The sequence below is a fragment of the Cupriavidus necator A5-1 genome, assembly GCF_000744095.1.
Lineage (GTDB): Bacteria > Pseudomonadota > Gammaproteobacteria > Burkholderiales > Burkholderiaceae > Cupriavidus > Cupriavidus necator_A.
The window spans coordinates 3,395,689-3,416,745 of sequence record NZ_JQLI01000001.1; the positions used below are offsets into that span (position 1 = coordinate 3,395,689).

Annotated in this window: 14 protein-coding genes; 5 read left to right on the forward strand and 9 right to left on the reverse strand. The window is 61.9% G+C overall.

Translation table 11 applies throughout. From position 1 onward, the window contains the following. The first annotated feature begins 850 nt into the window (after positions 1-850). The 3 genes from K307_RS15155 (at position 851) to K307_RS15165 (ending at position 3,943) form a co-directional block, all read left to right on the forward strand. Positions 851-1,234, forward strand: coding sequence for a response regulator transcription factor (locus K307_RS15155; protein WP_042879300.1), 384 nt, complete (start codon positions 851-853; stop codon positions 1,232-1,234). A 253-nt stretch (positions 1,235-1,487) separates the two neighbouring features. Next, entirely contained in the window at positions 1,488-3,308 is a 1,821-nt protein-coding gene (locus K307_RS15160) for a PAS domain-containing sensor histidine kinase (RefSeq protein ID WP_042879302.1), read from the forward strand. Continuing rightward, positions 3,305-3,943 (forward strand): response regulator transcription factor, encoded by a 639-nt coding sequence (locus K307_RS15165; RefSeq protein WP_042879304.1) that lies wholly within the window; start codon positions 3,305-3,307, stop codon positions 3,941-3,943. Before K307_RS15160 ends, K307_RS15165 begins: the two co-directional genes overlap by 4 nt. A gap of 59 nt (positions 3,944-4,002) precedes the next feature. Here K307_RS15165 and K307_RS15170 read toward each other — a convergent pair whose 3' ends face one another. The 4 genes from K307_RS15170 to K307_RS46155 all read right to left on the reverse strand — a co-directional run bounded on the left by K307_RS15170 (position 4,003) and on the right by K307_RS46155 (position 6,712). Further along, complete coding sequence (locus K307_RS15170) at positions 4,003-4,203, reverse strand: hypothetical protein (RefSeq protein WP_042879306.1); 201 nt, start codon at positions 4,201-4,203, stop codon at positions 4,003-4,005. Positions 4,204-4,274: 71 nt separating this feature from the next. Then, positions 4,275-4,598 (reverse strand): hypothetical protein, encoded by a 324-nt coding sequence (locus tag K307_RS15175; protein WP_155301158.1) that lies wholly within the window; start codon positions 4,596-4,598, stop codon positions 4,275-4,277. A gap of 853 nt (positions 4,599-5,451) precedes the next feature. After that, positions 5,452-6,093, reverse strand: coding sequence for a response regulator transcription factor (locus K307_RS15180; RefSeq protein WP_042879308.1), 642 nt, complete (start codon positions 6,091-6,093; stop codon positions 5,452-5,454). Positions 6,094-6,247: 154 nt separating this feature from the next. After that, positions 6,248-6,712, reverse strand: coding sequence for a lecithin retinol acyltransferase family protein (locus tag K307_RS46155; RefSeq protein WP_196251589.1), 465 nt, complete (start codon positions 6,710-6,712; stop codon positions 6,248-6,250). 579 nt (positions 6,713-7,291) lie between these two features. Here K307_RS46155 and K307_RS15190 point away from each other — a divergent pair. Both K307_RS15190 and K307_RS15195 read left to right on the forward strand, forming a co-directional pair. Beyond that, positions 7,292-7,759: an MEKHLA domain-containing protein gene (locus K307_RS15190; RefSeq protein ID WP_042879312.1), complete on the forward strand. Its 468-nt coding sequence runs from the start codon at positions 7,292-7,294 to the stop codon at positions 7,757-7,759. Positions 7,760-8,052: 293 nt separating this feature from the next. Next, positions 8,053-15,165: a PAS domain S-box protein gene (locus tag K307_RS15195; protein WP_051974904.1), complete on the forward strand. Its 7,113-nt coding sequence runs from the start codon at positions 8,053-8,055 to the stop codon at positions 15,163-15,165. Positions 15,166-15,198: 33 nt separating this feature from the next. Here K307_RS15195 and K307_RS15200 read toward each other — a convergent pair whose 3' ends face one another. The 5 genes from K307_RS15200 to K307_RS15220 all read right to left on the reverse strand — a co-directional run bounded on the left by K307_RS15200 (position 15,199) and on the right by K307_RS15220 (position 21,057). Further along, positions 15,199-16,680, reverse strand: a complete 1,482-nt coding sequence (locus tag K307_RS15200) for an MdtP family multidrug efflux transporter outer membrane subunit (RefSeq protein WP_051974905.1) — start codon at positions 16,678-16,680, stop codon at positions 15,199-15,201. Next, complete coding sequence (locus tag K307_RS15205; RefSeq protein ID WP_051974906.1) at positions 16,677-18,782, reverse strand: FUSC family protein; 2,106 nt, start codon at positions 18,780-18,782, stop codon at positions 16,677-16,679. The genes K307_RS15200 and K307_RS15205 overlap by 4 nt, the downstream gene beginning before the upstream one ends. Before the next feature lie 21 nt (positions 18,783-18,803). After that, positions 18,804-19,859, reverse strand: a complete 1,056-nt coding sequence (mdtN, locus tag K307_RS15210) for a multidrug transporter subunit MdtN (RefSeq protein ID WP_042879313.1) — start codon at positions 19,857-19,859, stop codon at positions 18,804-18,806. A 22-nt stretch (positions 19,860-19,881) separates the two neighbouring features. Then, positions 19,882-20,181 carry a YtcA family lipoprotein gene (locus K307_RS15215; RefSeq protein ID WP_230625684.1) on the reverse strand — a complete coding sequence of 100 codons (300 nt, stop codon included), beginning with the start codon at positions 20,179-20,181 and terminating at the stop codon, positions 19,882-19,884. A 300-nt stretch (positions 20,182-20,481) separates the two neighbouring features. Next, positions 20,482-21,057, reverse strand: a complete 576-nt coding sequence (locus tag K307_RS15220; RefSeq protein ID WP_042879314.1) for an acyloxyacyl hydrolase — start codon at positions 21,055-21,057, stop codon at positions 20,482-20,484.

The window sequence follows — 21,057 nt, forward strand, 5'->3', positions numbered from 1 at the left end:
TGGCGGGCCACCATCACCACTTCTGAAACTGAACGCATGCCAGCCGATTGAGACAAAGAACGCTGATGCAATCCAGCAATGTATCGACGGGTTCCTGTCAACTCTTGCCAGACCCTTCGCACCGCTGCACGAATTGTTCATCCTTGGATCGTGTTTGACTCTGTCACGGCTTCAAGGTCTAAGGATGGTAGATTCAAGGACGACGATTCGCTATTACATAAAGCTGGAGTGTCGGCATGGACTATGCGGGTCCGTTAGCAAATGTCGTAGATAGCCGAGCAGATACACAAGTTGAGTCGACAGTGCAGGGAACGACTTCACTGTATGGCTGCCCGCGCTACGTTCGGCGGGCCGCATAGGCAGATCGATCATCAAAGAATTCACGGCCTCATGCTTCCACGACGGTGGATCAGCCGGCGAAGTCTGGCCCTCTTGTCGGGCTCGATTCGGCGTCGCTGGAATCAGCACCCGCATGTGACACGGCAGTTCGCGACTCCACCTCCGGGAGGCTGGCAAGCAGCGTCATCTCGATCGCGGGAATGGGTGCACTGCCATATCGCGAGAGAGGCGGTGCCACCGCACCAACGCGTGGCCTCACCACTGTCGGGATTGCACCATTGCCGGACCAGTGCCTCCGGCCATGCGCTATCCATGGCATGCGGAGCGGTGCTGATGAAGTGCCGTCTACCAGACACGGCAGGATACGCGGCGGCCGGGGCGCCAATACCTATACGTTCATGTAATTCCCCCCGGCAAACAGTGCGCATAAGATGCCTGCAAAGGCAAAGGGTATGGATGCCGCGCACGGTCGGTGCGCGGACCCGATGCTCAGCTTGGCAGAGGTAGTCGCTTGTACAACAATCAGATAGTAGCGATCGTCGACGACGACGAATCGGTCCGCGTGGCGACATCGAGCCTGGTCCGCTCGCTCGGCTGGGAAGCCCGCCCGTTTTCCTCGGCGCGTGATTTCCTGGATTCGGGCAGTGCCACCGAGGTGGCGTGCGTGATCTCCGATATCCAGATGCCGGGCATGACCGGCCTTGAAATGCAAAGGGCGCTCGTTCAGGCCAGCGTCCTCGTACCGGTGATCTTCATTACGGCCTTCTGTACCGAGGCCATCCGCAAGCAGGCACTGGAGTGCGGGGCAAGGTCCTTCCTTTGCAAGCCCGTCGATGGCGCCGCGGTATGTGAATGTCTAGAACAGATAACGCGCGAGTCCGCCCGCGAGCCGTAGCGGTTGCACGCGGGAGGAGACGCAGTGAAGGCAATCGGACGGGCGCAATGCGCATTGGTCCGCGTGCGCCGGAGCCTGGCATCGGCATGCAAGGCGAAGCGCCAGATTACAACCCATGCCGGCCAGCATGGGTTTCGCGCATTGGCATGCCGCCAGCGCCAGGAAACCATGCCATCGAGCCCCCATGAAGCGAGCGCGTCGTTTTCACTTCCCGTCTGTCTTCGGCTGGGCCGCCAGCCCGGATAGGTCCGGCATGACCGAGTCATTCCCCGCCATCGGGCCGGCGCGCCCCAGCACGCAAGCGCAGTCGCTGGTCGCGCTGGTGCTCGCGCTGGCCGTCTTCCTGATCGATGCACTGACGCCGCTGGATATCGCCATTGCCGTACTTTATGTGGTGGTGGTACTGCTGGTCGCGCTGGGCGGATCGCGGCGGAGAACCCTTGCCGCGGGTGTGGCCTGTGTTGTCCTGACGCTGGTCGGGTTCGCGCTTTCCGTGGATGTTAGCGACAGTGCCGGCTCGCTGGCGCGCTGCGTACTCAGCGTGCTGGCGATCACGATTACGTCGCTGCTGGCGATGCGCAATCTGGCCAGCACGGCGCGGCTGCGCGAGCAGATCCAGATGCTGAACCTGACGCATGACGCCATCGTCGTGTACGACATGGAGGACAGCGTCACTTTCTGGAACCGCGGCGCCGAGGAGGTCTACGGCTGGACCGCGGATGAGGCCATGGGCCAGTCGGTCCACCGGCTGACGCAGACCCGCTTTCCCGTCCCTGTGGAACATATCCGAGCCGAACTGCTGCGGACCGGGCGCTGGGACGGCGAGCTGCAGCGCATGCGCCGCGACGGCAAGCCGCTCACCATTTCCAGCCGCTGGGCGCTGTGGCGAGACCAGTCCGGCAAGCCGGCCGCCATCCTCGCCACGAGCAACGACATTACCAAACGCCACCAGGCCGAAGCCGCGCTGACACGCAGCGAGGCCTTCCTCGCCGAGGCGCAGCGGCTCAGCAAGACCGGCAGCGTGGCGCTGAGGCTGCCGGAAGAGGAAATGACTTGGTCGGACGAGGCCTACCGCATCCTGGGCTACGATACGGGCGTACAGCCCACCTCCGATCACATGTTGGAGCGGACACACCCGGACGACCTGGCGCTGGTACAGGAAGCCCGCGCCCAGATCCGGGCGGGTGCGCCGCGCATCGACGTCATGCACCGCCTGCTGATGCCGGACGGCTCGGTCAAGCATGTGCACCTGGTGACCAGGCTAAACACCGCTACCGCAGGCCACCTCGAGTATGTCGGAGCCCTGATGGACGTGACGGAGGCCACGTTGACGCAACAGGCGCTGCAGCGCTCGCTGACCGAACTGGCCCATGTCACGCGCATCACTACGCTAGGCGAACTCGCTGCCTCGATTGCCCACGAGGTCGCCCAGCCGATCGCAGCCATCGTCACCTGCGCGGATGCCGCGCTGCGATGGCTGCACCGCCCGCAGCCTGACATCGACGAAGCCACGCGATCGATCCGGCAGATGATCTCCGACGCCAAGCGCTCCAGCGAGATCATCCGCCAGATCCGCGCGATGGCGCAGAAGCGCGATCCCAGCTATGCCGAAGTCGATCTGAACGCTCTGGCGCGAGAATCGGTGGAACTGCTGCGCCGCGAGCTGCAGGACCATGGCATCGAAGCCATGCTGCAGCTGGATGAACCGGCTTCGCTGATCCGCGGCGACCGCGTGCAGCTGCAACAGGTGCTGGTCAATCTGGTGGTGAACGCCGTGCAGGCGATGGATGGCGTGACCAGCCGCCGGCGCCGCCTGTGGGTCAGCACCTGCCGGGTCGAACCGGAGCAGGTGAAGCTGACGGTCCGCGATTCAGGCAACGGGTTTCTCGCTGGGGATGCCGAGCACCTGTTCAACCCATTCTTCACCACCAAGACGGACGGCATGGGCATGGGCCTGTCCATCTGCCGTTCGATCGTCGAAGCGCACGGGGGCCGGATCTGGGCGGAATCCCCGGATGACGGTGGCGCGTCGCTGCAAGTGGTGCTACCGATTCAGCATGAGGACGGACAATGAGCAATGAGCCAGGCGGCACTCCCGTTGTCTACGTGGTGGACGACGACGATTCCATGCGCGCGGCGCTCAGCATGCTGCTGCGTTCCGTGGGCCTGCACGCGCAGGCATTCCCCTCGGCGCAGGAGTTCCTCGCGCACAAGCAGGCCGATGCGCCGAGCTGCCTGGTGCTGGACGTACGCCTCAAGGGCCAGAGCGGCCTGGTGGTGCAGGAACAGATTACGGCGGTCGGCCTGCCCATCCCCATTGTCTTCATGAGCGCGCACGGCGATGTCGCCATGACCGCGAAGGCCATGAAGGCGGGTGCCACCGATTTCCTGGCCAAGCCGTTCCGCGACCAAGACATGCTGGATGCGGTCAGCAGCGCGCTGGCGCGCGACGCAGCACGCCGTACTTCCGACCAGTCTGGCGCCGACCTGCGCCGCCGCTATCAATCCCTGACGCCGCGCGAGCGCGAAGCGATGGCGCTGGTAGTACGGGGGCTGACGAACAGGCAGATAGCCGCGGGGATGAACCTGAGCGCGATCACAGTAAAACTCCACCGCGGCCAGGCCATGAAGAAAATGGGATCCAAGTCGCTGGCGGACTTCGTGCTCAAGGCCGAAGCGCTTGGCTTGGTCTCCGGCGCGCTCTCCTGAAGCGCGGTTCCAGCCAGCGCGCCTGTCGCTGGCACTGGCACGCCGGCGCTGGCGCGCCGTCACAGCGGCACCCACAACGCCACGACCGCAGCCATCGCGCAACTGGCGGCACACATGCCAAGCCACGCTGCCGTCAACAGGACGTGCCTGCGGCCACCGGGGCACGGCGGCGTTGAATCGCCGGGAACGCCGGAGACGGTCCTCGCTTCCGCCGCTTCGCCGACGCGCGTGGGCTCAAGCATCAGAGCAACGTTGTTCATCACGGACCTCCGTGGGCAGAATCACCGCCAGGAAACAGGGGCTGCCCACGCGGTGATGGGCAGCCCTGGTATCAGCCTTGCGCCGTGCCGTCGCCGGCCGACGATCCCCATACGCCAGTCAGGTCGCGGCCGGCGACCAGTACGCCGTCGAACGGGCGGGACGTCCCTTCCAGGCGGGCGCCCTCGGTATAGGGGTCGAACTTGCGGTCAATCCGACCGCTGCGCGCACCATCGGTGAAGGCGTCGGGCTTGCTGTTGGCGTTGACGTTGTAGCCGTACCGGTCTGCGCTGTCGGGGCTGGTACGCGGGTCGGCAGCGTGGGCCACGCCGGCGGAGAGGATGCCCGCGCCGATGAGGCCGGCGATGGCAAGGCGGAGTTGGGTGCATGTGGTCATGATTTCCTCGGGTCGGTGATAGATGGCGCCGGCACAGATCTCCGGCAAGCGGAACATGGCGTTGCGGATCGCGCCTTGCTCCGTGGAACTGCACGGTCCGGGTGCGATGCATGCCTTGCTATCGGGATCGTCGAGCGGGCTCGATTTCCCTAGCTCGAAGCATAGGTGCGACGGTGCGCGCGCGCCTTCATGCGTGCGTTGGCTTTTGCTAGCGCATTGGCTAGCTCCAAGTCATACCTTGGTTTAGGCGGCGCTGCCTGGAAGCGCCATGCCCATGCCCCGCCGGGATACGTGGGGACAGGCCCGCCGATGCCGCGATATACCGGGGTATGAAGCGGTCAAGCCAACCGGCGCGGCGGGGCTAACGTTGACTCGCGAACGCCAACGTCAACCAGACAGCGGCGCAGCCGGCCCAGCAGCTTCAGGTAGCGCATCCTTGGTAGCCGGCGTGTACGTAGCCGCATCGAGCCAGAAGGCGTCAATCAGATCGGGGCCAAAGCTGGCGAGCGCCGCGCCGTGAGCCACCACATGGCGGTGGAATCAATCAAACACGGCTCGGTGCTGAACGATGGAAGTGGGCTTCCCTGGCTCTCCCGGACACATCAGATGGCATGATGTAGTCCGGAAAGAGCGGGAGGAGCCCAGTCTATGAGCACGCCTCCGCAAGAAAATGGGCATGGCCCCAGTCATGGGAGACATCACTCGCAACGAGTGTGATTGTGGCTAAGTCTTCGCCGCCGCAGCGGTACTTGTACGCTGACTTGCGTGCATGCCTAAGCCCTGGCGAATGGTCGGTAATGGAATGCACCCCGAGCATTCGCTCCTTTCGTGGAAAGTGTTACAACGGCCGGCGTTAGTGCCGGTTACCCCTGGTAGGCAGGTACGTCTCAAGCTCCAGCCAGCCTGCTTGCCTGACGAGTGTGGCAAATGAGCCCGCTTGCATCTTCTTCATAATGTGACCACGATGCACCTGCACGGTGTACTCAGTGATCCCCAGTACGTCCGCTGCCTGTTTGTTCAACAACCCCCCGACAAGCAAAGGCAGAAGCTCTTGCTCCCTTGGGGTCAGGGTTTCGTACAACGCTCGTAGCGCAGCAGCTTCTGCGGCATTTCTTCGCTGCGAATGCGTCCTGGCAATTGCCGTGTCGACGGCTCGGAGCAGAGCATCCTCACTGATGGGCTTAGCCAGGAAGTCAACTGCCCCGCTCTTCATCGCCAGAACCGTGGAAGGCACGTCATTTCTTCCAGTGACGAAAACGATCGAAGCATGAGAGTTGTAAATAACTTGCTCCTGGACTTCCAGGCCGCTCATGCCCGGCATGCGCATATCAAGGATCAAGCATGCGACTGCGTCCCACTGAATGGATTCCAGAAACTCCTTCCCCGAGTTGAACGACAGCACGCTTCTTCCATGGGCGCGCAGCAGGCTTGTCAACGCTTCCCGGATGCTTGCATCGTCATCGACTACACACACAAATTGATTGACCGACTCCATGGCCCTTCTCCATCTTTACCTCAGCGTGCTTGACTTCTCGCTGTGGTGACACAAACGGTTGAGGCGACGAGAATTTCCTGTCGCTTAGAATTGAAATGCTGCTCACGGCGCGACGCGCAGGGACAGCCCCACAACTGCCGGCAAGAATCGATCGTCAGCTCACACGAGGTCCGGTGCGCCGCATCGGCCATGCCGCCGCAAGGAATGCAGTGAACAGGCATAACGCGGTCCGAAGGGCCGCGCGCGGGTCGACGAAGCACGCGAGCACTTGTTTGCTACGGCTTTCTCCATACAGGCACCAGGCGCAGAAGTGCTCGCAGTTATTGGTCAGCACCCTGTAGCGATTCTCGCCTAACCGCGAGCGTGCACGCCACACGGCTTCGTGCCTGACGTACACCGGATCAGCACTTGGTTCGATCAAGACCTCGTATCCGGCGGCGAAACGCGTGATGCTGACTTCCTCGACCGGGCCGCGACGCAACGACCTGGCAAGTCCAGCGTAATGCACAACGTTGCCGTCGCCTACATAGATGCCATGGTGGCTGTAGCCGTGGCGCGGAGTGATGAGATGGGCACCGAGCGGCGGTTCTGCGCCGGCATCGAGGAGGCGTTGTGTCAGGACTGCGTTGGCAGTGCGACCTTGGTGGAGGTTGGCTGGCCCATATTCGAATGCCCAAGCGATCAGGTGAACTTGAGAAAAGCCTAAACCCGGCAACACATTAATGACAATTAAACATTCTTCTATTGACCATAAGATTTTGCTTATGCAATGCCTTTTGCTACTGGATCTGCGTCGCGCACAGCGAGACTGGCAAGCAGCGTGTTGGCGCATCGGTTTGCCAGGCGGTGAGCCCTTCGCGATCGCTGGCCTGTGGCGCGCGTGGCTGGACAGCGCGGTGTCCCTGATCGCTTCCGGAATCTCCGCCCGTCATGCACGGGGGCGTACTTCTACAACCGCGTGACCGGGCGGTCGCATTTCGACACGTTCGGCGCCGGCCCGGCATCGGTTCCGGGCGAGCACGGCTTGGTCCGCTGCGCGAACCCGCGCCACATTACGTCCCAAGCCCGGTTGACGAATACGGAATTGATTCCAGTTTCATGTAATAGCCGTCCGACCACCTGTCGGCTACCATCAGGTGGAACACTGAAGGGAATACGTACATAAAGCCTTTACAATGCCCCCACGATTTCCGTTGCAATGTCTCAGATAGTCCCACTCTACAGCAACCCTGCGTTCTACGAACTCCTCGCCAACAGCTACGCCCAGCTGCTCCATCAACCGCTGGTTCCACAGGGCATGCCGGTGCCCGAGGCTACCAAATGGCTCTATGAGTGCGCCCCGTTCGCGGTGCTCGCGCACAATACCGATCCCGACCCGCTCTTTATCTACGGAAATAAGGCCGCTCAGCGCCGCTTCGAATATGGCTGGGATGAAATCACCCGCTTGCCGTCGCGGCTCTCAGCCGAGCCCCAGAATCGCGAGGAGCGGCAGCAGTTCCTCGCGCGTGTACAACAGATCGGCTACGAAGCTGGCTACAGGGGCGTGCGTATCAGCAAGTCAGGCCGGCGCTTCGTGATCGAAGAGGCCACGCTGTGGCAGCTCCTGGACACGGATGGAAAGGTACACGGCCAGGCGGTCGTCATCCCGCGCACGCGCGACATCTGACCGGCAACCCGCCTGATTCTGTGTCGTGCCATCCTGACGAGACTGGCATCGCAATCGAAACGCAATTCAGGGAGATAAGATGTGAGTCGTAGGGAACCCGGTTGTACCAACCGACACGATTGTACTTTGGACGGCTCATATCGTATTCTCTGACGCTTGCTTCGATAGCAGTAACGAGTCGACAGCAGGTGCTCGATCATCGCCAGCCAGCCTGGCCGCGCGCAACCTTCCAGCGCTTTCGTGGGCCACAAAAAAGACCTCACTCCTGAAGGACTAGAATCGACCAGCATTCCATGAAGCCGATTGAACTCGATGTGGTTCACGCCCCGTGGCTCCACGAGCGCGACCGAATAGCCCTTGCTCCCGAAGATGACGGCGGCAAGCCCCTCGAGAGTCTCCTCGATGCACCGATGGACTCGGGGTCCTTCCTGCGCCTCGCTATTGGCATAGCGTCGGCACTGGGCGAAGTCCACCAGACTGGACTCGTGCACAAGGACGTCAAGCCGGCCAACATCCGGGTGAATCCCGACAGTGGTGAAGTCCGGCTTACGGGTTTCGGTTTCGCCTCGCGGCTTGCGCGAGAGCGCCAACGATCCGAGCCGCCCGAGTCCATCGCCGGTACGCTCGCCTATATGGCGCCTGAGCAGACCGGGCGGATGAATCGTTCGGTCGACTCCCGCAGCGATCTCTACGCGTTCGGCGTGACGCTCTACCAGATGCTCACGGGATGCCTGCCCTTCGCCGCCGCCGATCCGATGGAATGGGTACACTGCCACATCGCGAGAGAGGCGGTGCCACCGCAAGAGCGCGTGGACCACCTGGCGCCAGTCCTCTCAGCGATCGTGATGAAGCTGCTCGCCAAAACGGCGGAGGAGCGCTATCAGACCGCGGCAGGCGTTGAAGCGGACCTGCGACGCTGCCTTGCGCAATGGGATACCGAGCAACGCATCGGCGAATTCCCGCTCGGCGAGCGCGACATGCCGGACCAGTTGATGATTCCGGAGAAACTGTACGGGCGATCGCGCGAGGTCGAGACCTTGCTCGCCGCCTTCGAGCGTATCGGCGAAAACGGGGCGCCTGAGCTGGTGCTGGTCGCGGGATATTCCGGCATCGGCAAGTCCGCCATCGTCAACGAGCTGCACCAGGCACTGGTACCGTCGCGCGGGCTTTTCGCGGCGGGCAAGTTCGACCAGTACAAACGCGACATTCCATATTCGACGCTGGCGCAAGCCTTTCGGAGTCTGTTACGGCCGCTGCTTGGCAAAAGCGAGGCGGAGCTGGGACCCTGGCATGACGCGCTTCGCGAGGCGCTGGGATCGAATGCGGGACTTGTCGTCGATCTCGTTCCCGAAGTGGCACTCATCATCGGAGCGCCGCCGCCAGTCCCGGAGTTGCCTCCGCAAGACGCGCAACGCCGGGTTCAGCTGGTGCTCAGTCGGTTTATCGGCGTTTTCGCCCGGCCGGAACATCCGCTGGCGCTCTTCCTCGACGACATGCAATGGATCGACGCGGCGACGCTCGACCTGCTGGAGGACCTGTTGACCCGGTCCCGGCCGCAGAACCTGATGCTGATCGGTGCTTATCGTGACAACGAAGTCAATGCCGCACATCCGCTGACGTGCAAGCTCAATGCCATCAAGACCGCCGGCGGAGCGTTGGCGGAGATCAAGCTGGCGCCGCTTGCCCAGGAGCACCTTGAACAGTTGATCGCGGACGCGCTTCGCTGCGAGACAGAGCGTGCCACTCCACTCGCGCAACTGGTGCTGGACAAGACCGGCGGCAATCCGTTTTTCGCCATTCAGTTCATCGCTTCGCTCGCCGAAGAGGGAATGCTTTCCTTCGATCACGACGCGGCGCGCTGGTCCTGGGACCTCGATCGCATCCATACGAAGGGCTATACCGACAATGTGGTGGAGCTCATGGTCGGCAAGCTGAATCGACTGCCCATCGGAACACAGCAAGTACTGCAAACGCTTGCATGCATGGGTAACGATGCGGAACTCGTCCTGTTGGAAACGGTATCCCAGCGGCCGAGAGGCGAATTCCAGGAACAGCTCTGGGAAGCAATTCGAGCAGGTCTCATTTCCTGCACGGAAGATTCCTGCAGCTTTGTCCACGACCGGGTTCAGGAGGCGGCGTACTCCCTGATCCCGGAAGACGCGCGCGCACAGATCCATCTCCGGGCAGGCAGGTTGCTCGCTGCCTGCTTGCCGCCGGAAAAGCTGCCGGAGATGATCTTCGAGGTCGTCAACCAGCTTAACCGCGGCGCCCCCCTCATCACGTCACAGGACGAGCACGAGAAGCTCGCCGAGCTGAACCTGATCGCCGGCAAGCGCGCAAAGGCATCGTCTGCCTACACCTCTGCGCTGACGTATCTCAGCGCCGGCGCGGCGCTGATAGCGGAGGATTCGTGGGAGCGCCGGCAGGCGCTTGCCTTCGCCCTGCAACTGCATGGGGCCGACTGCGAGCTCTGGACAGGAGCACTGCCGTCCGCGGAGGAACGTCTCGCGGCGCTTGCAACGCGCGCTGCCGACACGGTCCAACGTGCGGCCGTCGCGAGCCGGCGCGTGGATCTTTACACGATGCTCGGGGCTAGCGACCGCGCGGTCGCGGTCGGCTTGGAATACCTCCGGCATGTGGGCATCGATTGGGCAGCGCATCCCACTCAACTGGAAGCGTGTCGCGAATACGATCGGATCTGGTCCTTGCTGGGAAGGCGGGCGATCGAGGATCTCATCGACCTGCCGCTGATGAAGGATCCGGAGTCCCTGGCTACGCTCGACGTGCTCACCACCCTTGGAGCACCGACGTTATACACCGACGAGAATTTGTACGCGCTCACCATCTGCAGGGCGGTCAATCTCAGCCTGGAGCGTGGCAATAGCGACGCCGCACCCGCGCACTACGTCTCGGTCGGGCTTATCGCCGGCAACCGCTTCGGCCATTACGACGCAGGTTATCGACTCGGAAAGATGGCCTGCGATCTGACCGAACGCAGCGGATTGAGGCGCCTGGGAGGAAAGACCTATCTGGTCTTCGCGCTCGTCGTACCCTGGACGCGACCGCTCCGGGAGAGTGTCGACCCGGCTCGACGTGCCTTTCAGATGGCGAACGAACAAGGCGACCCGACGTTTGCTGCATACGCCTGCCGCAATATTAGTTCCAATCTTCTCGCTTCCGGTGTTCCACTCGACCGGGTTGAGCGTGAAGCCGAGCACGGATTGGAGTTTGCGCGCACGGTGCGTTTTGGATTCGCTGCCGACATGATCTCCGCCCCGCTCGCGCTGGTCCGCACGCTCCGCGGCGAAACCGCGAAATTCGGCTCGCTCGAGGCTGGCCCGTTCACAGAGCGCTCGTTCGAGGCGCGCCTCACCGGTCACCCCGCTCTGGCCTTGCCTGAATGTTTCTACTGGATCCGAAAGCTGCAGGCGGGCTTCTTCGCTGGCGACTACGCATCGGCTGTCGATGCCGCGGATAAGGCGGAAAGATGCTTTTCGACGTCAGCGTCGCTTTCGGTCATGCTCTTGGAGAGGGCGGAATACCATCTCTATGCCGCTCTCTCTCGCGCTGCCTGCTGCGAGCCCATGGGTCCCGATCCGTATGCCAAGCATCGAGACGCGCTGTCGGCACATCACCGACAACTCCGGGCATGGGCTGAAAACTCCCCCCAGAACTTCGAGGATCGTGCGGTGTTGGTCGGCGCGGAGATTGCGCGCATCGAGGGGCGCCCGCTCGAGGCAATGGATCTGTACGAGCGAGCCATTCGCTCTGCGCGTTCGAATGGCTTCGTCCAGAACGAGGCGCTGTCCTACGAACTGGCTGCCCGCTGCTATGCCGCGCGCGGCCTTGAGGAGATTGCGCATCTCTACCTGGGAAACGCACGGCGTGCCTATCTGCGGTGGGGGGCCCATGGGAAGGTGCGACAACTCGATCAGCTCTATCCTGAGTTAAGGCAGGACGGGCTGGACGATCGTGCCCCGGGCCCCGCCGGCACGATCGACGCGCCGGTTGAAGATCTGGATCTTGCCACTGTGATCAAAGTGTCGCAGGCAGTGTCGGGCGAGATCGTCCCGGAAAAGCTCATCGAAACGCTGTTGCGTACGGCCATCGAGCACGCCGGCGCGGAACGTGGGTTGCTGATTCTCCCGCGTGACAGCGAATTCCTGATCCAGGCGGAAGCGAAGACTTTCGGCAGCGCCGTGACGGTCAGCCTGCGAGAGACGCCAGCTTCCGCGGACACGCTTCCCGAGTCGGTGGTCCGTTATGCCGCGCGTACCCGGGAGTGCGTGATTCTCGACGATACTTCAGTCCCGAGTCCGCATTCCACCGATCAGTACATCGGTGCGCAGGGCGTCCGGTCGGTACTCTGCCTGCCGTTGATGAAGCAGGGTGCGCTGGTCGCGCTGCTGTACCTGGAAAACAGGCTTGCTCCAGGCGTTTTTACGCCCGGCAGGATTTCTGTCCTGAAGGTGCTTGCTTCCCAGGCGGCGATTTCGCTGGAAAACAGCAGTCTGTACCGCGAGCTTCAGAAGCGGGAGGCTGAGATCCGCCGCTTGGTCGACGCCAACATTGTCGGGATCCTGATCTGGGACCGGGAAGGTCGGATTCTCGAGGCCAATGACGCATTTCTACGCATTGTCGGGTACAGGCGCGAGGATATCGTGTCGGGTCGGTTACGGTGGACCGACCTGACACCTCCCGAATCACTCGCCCACGAACTCGAAAAAATCTTGCCGCAGTTCGAGCTGACCGGCAGCGCGCAACCCTACGAAAAGGAATATCTCCATCAGGATGGTCACCGCATTCCCGTGCTCGTCGGGTCGGCCGCTTTCGACGACGAACGCAGGCGAGGCGTGGCCTTTGTCGTCGACATGGCCGAGCGTAAGCAAGCGGAGGAAGAACTGCGGCGCAGCCGCCAGTACCTGGCGGAGGCGCAGAAAGTCAGCCACACCGGAAGCTGGGCATGGTGCCCCGCGTCGAAAGCCATTCTGTACTTTTCGGAGGAGTGCTATCGCATTTTCGGGTACGACCCGGCGCAGGGGGTTCCTTCAGTCGACGACACCCTGGAACGCATCCATCCCGAGGACCGGCCCGGATTCCTGGAAAAGGTGGACCGATATGTGCGCGACGGTGTGGAGTTCGAAGTCGGGCACCGCCTGCTCTTGCCAGACGGCGAGATGCGCTACGTCCGCACCCTGGCGCATCCCGTGCTGGCAGCCTCCGGCGACGTGGTCGAATACATCGGCACCGTCATTGACGTCACGGAGCAGAAGCGCGCAGAGGCGGAGCGCGAGGAATACCTATGGTTCCTCGAGTGCATGGACCGCATCAACCGCGCCATGCAGCGAACGAACGAGGTCTTTGGCATGATGCGCGGCGTGCTCGAGGAGGCGCTGGCGATCTTCGGTTGCGATAGGGCCTGGCTGGTATATCCCTGTGATCCCGATGCGCCGGCGTGTCGCGCGGTGATGGAGCACACGCATCCTGACTATCCGGGCGCCTTCGCGCTCGACCAGGAGTTGCCGGTGGACGCCCGGGGAGCCGAATTCCTGCGTGACATGCTGCACGCCCCAGGGGCGGTGGTAGATCCAGGCATCCCGCCGGAGATTCGCGACCGATTCAACATCCTGTCGATGATCGCGAGCGCGGTTCGCCCCAAGGGCGACCGGCCGTACTTGTTCGGGTTGCACCAGTGCTCGCACTTGCGCTCCTGGACCACCGTGGAGCAGCGGCTGTTCGAGGAGATTGCCAGACGCCTGGAAGAAACGTTGACGAGCGCGCTCGCGCACAGCAACCTGCTCGCGAGCGAGGACGCGCTGCGCACAAGCGAAGAACGCTTCCGAACCCTGGTCGAGCACGCGACCGATGCCATTTTCCTGTACGACGAGGAAGGGATCGTGCTCGACGTGAACGGTGAGGCGTGCGAGGCGCTGGGTTATACGCGCGAAGAGCTCATCGGCATGCACAGCTGTCAGTTCGACCGCGACATCACGCCGGAAAAGGTCCAGTGGATCAGGCAGCGGCTGCGGGAGGACGGAAATGTGACGTTCAGCAGCCGCCGCCAGCGAAAAGACGGAAGTCTCTTTCCCGTCGAGGTGCGCACACGGGCGTTCAACCGCGGTGGGCGCCTCTTCGCCATCGCGCTCGCCAGCGACATCACCGATCGCAGGCGCCGCGAGCAGCGGCTGCTCGCGGAATTCAGCGTCACGCAGACGCTGTCGGAAGCGGGCTCGATCGCGGAAGCGGCACCGCGCATTCTGCGCGAAATGTGTGAAGCCCTCGAGTGGGACTGTGGCGCAATCTGGCGCGTCGATTCGGAAGCGGGCGTGCTGATGCACGTGCAATCATGGCCCTCGTCCACCTTCGCGCGGTCCGGTTCCGGGTTAGTGTCGGGGACGAGTGGCTTCGGCATGGGGCTCCCCGAGCGAGTATGGTGGAGCGGCGCGCCCGTATGCATCCCCGACATGGCTCTCAGCAGGGAGCTTCCGCGGACAGAATCTGCCGCTAAGGAAGGGCTCCACGCGGCCTTCGCCTTCCCGATCATGCTCAAGAGCAACGTAGTGGGCGTGATCGAATTCTTCAGCCGCGAGGTTTGCGCCGCCTGTCCCGAGTTCTTGCAGATGATGACCGCCGTGGGGTACCAGGTCGGGCAATTCATCGAGCGCACGCGAGCGGAGGACGCTTTGCGACAGGCACGGGAACGGCTCGCGCAGGCGTCACGAACGGCGACAGTGGCCGAGCTGTCCGCGTCCATCGCCCACGAAATCAATCAGCCGCTGCAGGCCGTTGTGGCCCACGGGCAAGCGTGCCGACGCTGGCTCGCTGCAACGCCGCCCGACATCGACAAAGCCCGACTCAGCGTCGAAGCCGTCGTCCGTGATGGCATTGCCACTGCGGACGTGATAAGCCGCATTCGCGCGCTGTTCAAGCGCACAGCCCCTGCAAAGGCCGATCTTGACATCAATAAGCTGATACTTGAGGTCTGCACTCTGATGGCTGACGACATTCACGGGAACGTGATCTCGCTCGAGACTCAGTTAGCCGAAGACGTTCCGATGATCAGGGCCGATGCGGTGCAGATTCAGCAGGTCATCGTCAACCTTGTGCGCAACGCCATCGAGGCAGTGTCAGCCACGGTGGAGCTACCGAAGTCGCTGCTGATCCGCTCTCGGCGCGACGGGGACAACGTGCTGGTCGACGTACAGGATGAAGGCATAGGACTGGAGAATCTGGAGACGATATTTGAGCCATTTGTCACCACCAAGGAAACGGGCATGGGCATGGGGCTGGCAGTCTGTCGGTCGATCGTCGAAGCACACGCCGGCCGTATCTGGGTCGTGCGCAATGAGGTCCGGGGCGTGACTTTCAGCTTCAGCCTTCCGACTGATCCTTCGGATGCAATTTGAAACCATGTGGACCGGCCTTCGACCCGTACCACTTCAACGCATATCGCCTTCCGCCTGGTAGCCGCCGCCCAGTGTTCTTGTCAGCACGATGGATTGCTGGAGACTTTGGGCTGTCAGTTGAAGCATCGCCAACTGCTCCTGAACCTCCATCTCGCGTGCCTGCTCCACTTGCAATCTGTTGCCCAGCCCCCGTACGTATTGAGCGGATGCGCTGTCCAGCGTGAAATGCACCGCTTGCAGTTTGCTCTGCTGCATGGCGGTGCGCTCACCCAGGTCCTTGAGTGCGCTTCCTGTTTGCGCCACATCGCGAACCGCATTCAATACGGCCTGGTTATATTGCAGAATGACGGCATTGCTCCCCGCTCTCTCTCCCCTCAGATTGGCGTTGAGGCGACCGCTGTCGAACACCGGGAGGTAAAGGCCGGGTGCAATGTTGATCTGCTGGCTTGCATGCAGAAAGAGTTGGGAAAGGTCGAGGGCGTTGAATCCGAAGAAGGCTTTGATGTCAAAGCTCGGATAAAACGCCGCTTTCGCCGCCTCTACCTGTTTCAGGGATGAGACGACATACCAATGCAGCGCCTGCAGATCGGGGCGGCGTGCAAGGAGCTGAAAGCCGAGACTTGACGGTACCCCTGTTGCCACAACCGGGAGCGTCCTGGGCGCAATGTCCACGGGTTCGCGCGAATCCGCGCCAATCAAGGCACGCATTGCCTCCTGTCCGTTTGTCACCTCATCGGATGCCTGCGAGATCTTCTGCTCGACAGAGAGTAGCTTAGCCTCCGCTTGCTTGGCGGTAGTCTCGGGTTCAAGCCCGCGCGCAATCTTCGAACGGTGGGCATCGACCTCGATGGCGATGGCATCGCGCTCCCGTTTCAGCAGATCGATGGCGGACAGCGCGGTCTGCACGGAATAGTAGAGTCTCGCGACACCCGTCGACAGTTCGAGCGCAACCTGTGCTGTCTCTGCTTTCCGTGCGTTCTCAACGCCAATGGCCGCGGCAATCTCCGCTCGATGCCGCCCCCAGATGTCCAGATCCCACGCGCCACCTAATCCGATGAGCCCCGTCGTATACCACGGGCCGTTCGCTCCGATAGCCGGTTCAAATCCCGAATATGCGCTCAGGAAACCGTGGGATGACACCCGCTCACGGTCGATAGACCCGATGGCGCTCACCTGCGGTCCGGATGCCGCTGCCGCCAGTTCCGCCCGCGCTTGAGCCTGTGCCACACGCTGATGTGCCAACGCCATCGTCGGGGAGGCCGATAGTGCGCGGTCGATAAAGGCCGTCAGTTGCTGGTCATCATATTGCAACCACCATTTCTCGGACGGCCAATCGCCTGCGGTCAAGTCCAGTTGCCGCGGGACCTCGACCTGCGCTGCCTCCACCTGCTGAACTGGAGCGCTGTCGTGATGAATCAGCGCGCAGCCGGCCAATACTGTAACACTTGCCATGGCAAGACAACGCAAATGACGAGAGAGACTACCCCGCGGGGCCGGCGACATGGAATCCATCATTGTGCTCGCACGTTGGCTGGAAGACCCGGCGCGCGAGAGCCGGCCTCCCCAACCCACTCTGGTAAGCTCGATACCGCTTGCAGTACGCGATGGACCTCGGCACTCAACTCCACAACGCTGCCGACAGCGCCCTCTTCCAGTCCGCCCCCGACCAGGTATGCTTTGGGGGCCGTCAGCCTGGGGGGCCTTGCGCAGGGCGTCGGCTCCTTCAGCCCCGTTGCATACGCCATGATTGCCGAGCCAGCGTTCGATGCGAAGTCGCGTGCGGCATCGCTCAGAAGCGTAGACATCCTGCCGCCGGCGACATCAAAGGCGCTGCGCAGGGCGTCCGCGGCAAGCAGCAGCTCTCGCGCGGCAACAAGCACGGAATTTGCGCGCAACGTGACGCGCTCTTCTTCGCCTTCGCGCCAGGTTGGCTCAAGTGCGACCCGCAATAACATACTCTCGCAGTCATCGAGCGCAGCCCATGCCGCCATTCGCTGCTTTCCACTATCCGGGCTATCTTCGACGACTTTCGGATGCCCGAGGCTCAGCAGCAGCCTGGCCGTTGAAACGAGGCTGGCCGAGAGGCGGCGCCTGAGCAACGCTGCCTCACCTTCCGGCCAGAGGCTCATCTGCACGAAGGTGGCGACTACGATGCCCAGGAAGATGCCAACCATGCGGTCCCGGATCTCTGTCAGGTCAAACGTGGGGGCGAATTGCTCCAGGAACGCCAGCGAGAATGTGAACCATATCTGCACCCCCGCGTAGCTGATCCGCTCCGAGCCTGATGCCACCCATGCTCCGATAAACAACACCGGCAGAACGTTCACAATCAGCGCCGCGATGCCGTCAATCCTTGGGAGAATGAACACTATCTCGAACAGTGCGAGCAGACTGCCAATAGCGGCTCCCCAAAAACGCAGCAATGACCGTCGGCTTGACGCACCGAGACTGGGCTGGGCCACAATCAGACACGTCAGCATCACGGTATGCGCACCTTGCCAGTCGGCGGAGTTGTAGAAGAGGTAGCACACCAGCACCGCCAGCAAGGTCTTGAGTGCAAACTCTCCGTATACAGGGTTATTAAAGGCGTCCGGTGCGAGTAAAGGCTGTTTTGGCGGCTTGTGCATGGCGTCGCCCTGTGCCACCGTGAAGGCGTCGAGTTCCAGAAAAGCGCGATTCATCGCCACCAGGGCCCAGGGAGATCCAGCGCCAGATGTCGAGCCAACGGCGGGGTCCCTTCGCTCTTCTGCAATCGAAAAGGGTTCGTCTCTACCGATCGCGCCGGCCAATGCTCCGCACGCCTTTTGCAGGGACCTGACCCTACCCTCGAGCATCCCTGGGACGAACGAAGTCTGCTGCAAGTTCGACGCGGCGACATAGAGGTTCGAAACCGTTGTGACCGTCGCAAGATCGCGCGCCTCGGCAATGTCATCGCGCCTGCCGCGCATTGCTGTAAATCTCAGCAGCTTCTGGAGAGCAGTCGTTGTGCCCTCTACGTCCCGCGCGGTAATGGATCCGGACGCAGATGCGCTGCCAAGCAATGCACCCAATCTCGCCTGCACTACCATGAGCTTCGAAACCAGCATCTGGCGCAATTGCTGCCGAGGTTCAGCCGGCAAGAGTAACGTGTTGATGATGAGCGTGAGGGCTATCGGGTAGCACACCGAAACCCATACCCAAAGGATTGCCCGGATTAGCGCTTCCGCATTCGGCGTTACGTCGACAAACGACTGGACGTAGATGATTACGATGGCGCCAATGAAGAAGACAATGCCAAGCTGGAAGACCCGCATTCCATAGACGCAGAAGAAGAATATCAGGCTGGCAAATACGATTCGTAGCAGCGGATAGTCGAAGGTGAACTTGAGCAGAAGAATGGAGCTGCTCAATGCAAGCGTGGCCCCGGCAAGAAACAGGATTCCCGTTATCCTGGTGAGAACGACATTCGACTGTGTCGCAAAGAACGTCACGAGAATCGACAGCGCGAGAAACGGCACCTGCAGCGTCATGGAAATGACGATCACAATTGCGGCGCTGGCTACGCAGCGTAGCGTGACGTTCATCCGGCCGGGGAACGGGGTAAGCTCGTCACGCAGAAATTGCAGAAAGCGATTCATGTCTCGCACGCCTGTGTATTCTCACTCCGCAAGTCCCCGGTCACTCCGCTCAGTTGGGTGGAATGTAGCCACCGCGGAAGTTCCAACTCGAAAGAGCTCCGGATTCGGGTCTTTGATCCGGATCTTCACCGGAAACCGTTGTGACACATGCACCCAATTCAGGCTGCGTTGGACTTTCGGCAACCCTTGCGCCAGGCTCCCGCCATCGTCGGGGGCCACGCCGTATCCGACGGAGTCGACTTCCCCCTCGAAATGCACCGCAGTCTTGCTCATGAGGTACACCGTGGCCCGAGTGCCGGGCCTGATATTCGCCAGCTCTGTCTCGCGCAGGTTCGCTATGACGTACCATCGTGTCGTGTCGATGAGCGTGAACACAGGCGAAGACGCCGATGCAAACTGACCGCGCGTGGTTCGAAGCGAGACCACGACACCGTCGAATGGTGCCCTCACCGTGGCGAATTCAAGATTCAGCTCGGCAGATGAAATCTCCGCCTGCACGACCGAGCGCTGCGCCTGCAATGCGTCCACGCCGCTGACCGCAGCCGTCGCCTCACGCGCCTTCAGTTCCGCGGCCTCGAGTTCCGCTGCGGTGCTTCGCGCCGAGGTTCGCGCCTTGTCCAGCTCATCGGCCGAAACATATCCCTTCTCGACAAGCGGCTCCATCCGACGCAGTGTGTCTGCCGCTTGCTTCGCTGCAGAACGGGCCCGATCGACGCTGGCCCGAGCCGCAGACGCATTCAGTGTCTGTGCGTTGACCGAGCGCTGCGACAGCATGATCTGCTGGTCCAATTGGACCAGGGAAGCGCGGGCCTTGTCCAACATATCCTGGAAGGGGCGCCGGTCCAGTTCGAACAGGAGATCGCCTTTCTTCACACGCTGGTTGTCCCGAACTGCGAGGTTCACGATCCGACCCGACACCTCGGGAACCACATTGATCGTGTCGGCATACACGAATGCATCATCGGTCCGAGGCTCCGTATTCACGCGCCAGACAACAATGACTCCTAATCCGATAGCCGTCAGCAGAAGAAGGATGGTGAACAACTTCTTCCTTCGGCTGTGCGCGCTGTCTTCCATGTGCTTCTGCTCTCGATAGACGTCAGAAAAACAACAGCCAACCCGCGAACGCCAGCAGCGCCAACAGGGCTGGGTAAGCAATGGCTGGGGGGGAGAGCCAGTCGTTGAGCCCGGCGCGCAGCAACAGCAGCCGAATCAGAACAGCGGCCACAACGGCACCGACGATGCAGAAGAGCCAGTCTGGGTAATACGCCCCAAGCACGCTGGTTGACGGGGACCGGCTGCAGCCATGCAGCAGGCCAAGGGTCCAGGCCACACTTGCGAACTTTGGCCGGTGAGCCATGCAGCCGCATCGACGCCCTTCTTTCTCGCTAAACTCCATGACCAGGTCACCATTATTTCCAGATTGAGCGACAAGCGTCCCCCAACGGCTGAGCAGAGATCAACGCGGCGGAGACAATGGATTGCGATATGGAGGCGAAAATCCGACGACTATCACTTGACCGGACGTTCGCACCATACTCGCCTTCATCGTAAGAGACGCTAGCGGTCGTGGGTATTACATATTCATGTTGCCAGGCGCCGTGCTCAGCCTGTCAACCGGCATCGTCCCGCCGGGCGTAACTTCTCGCATTACTGAGTCACGCTCAGCCGATGGAGAGCCGCCGCCCTATATCTCCCGTTAGAAACGGTAGCGCAAGTAAGCGGTGTAGAAATTGCTGCCGGGGTTGGGTTCCTTGATCCCTGCGTTCGAGATATGCTGGAAGCGGAAGCCAGCTTCAGCCGCTTGCCTGGCACCGAACGCGACACCCATACCGATCATGTCCGAAAACTGGAATGCAGAACTGAAGTTGTGCTGATCCGACGTGCTCGTATGGCTCAATAGCCGGGGTCCGACAGAGGCCTCCAGGAACGGCACGACCGACCCGCCACGCTTCTCGAGACGAAAGATTGGCGAGAACCCGAATTCGGTCACGCTTTGACGGTTGGTGCCGCTTCTCGAATCCCATTGCGCAAGCTCCACCTCCCAGTGCAGCCTCGCTTGCCAACCCTCCGGGTTGCCCCACGCAAAGCCTGAGTTCCAGTTGATGCCGACTTCGTACTTGTCAATACCATGCGACGGATCTCGACCAAAGGCCAAGTGGACCGCCGGATCGGCGCAGGCCGGTGCACAGATCGCGGCGGAAAGCGAGATGGCTGCATACCATGCACGAAGACGAACGCAAGCCAGGTGCGTGCTTTGACGGTGCGAAATCAT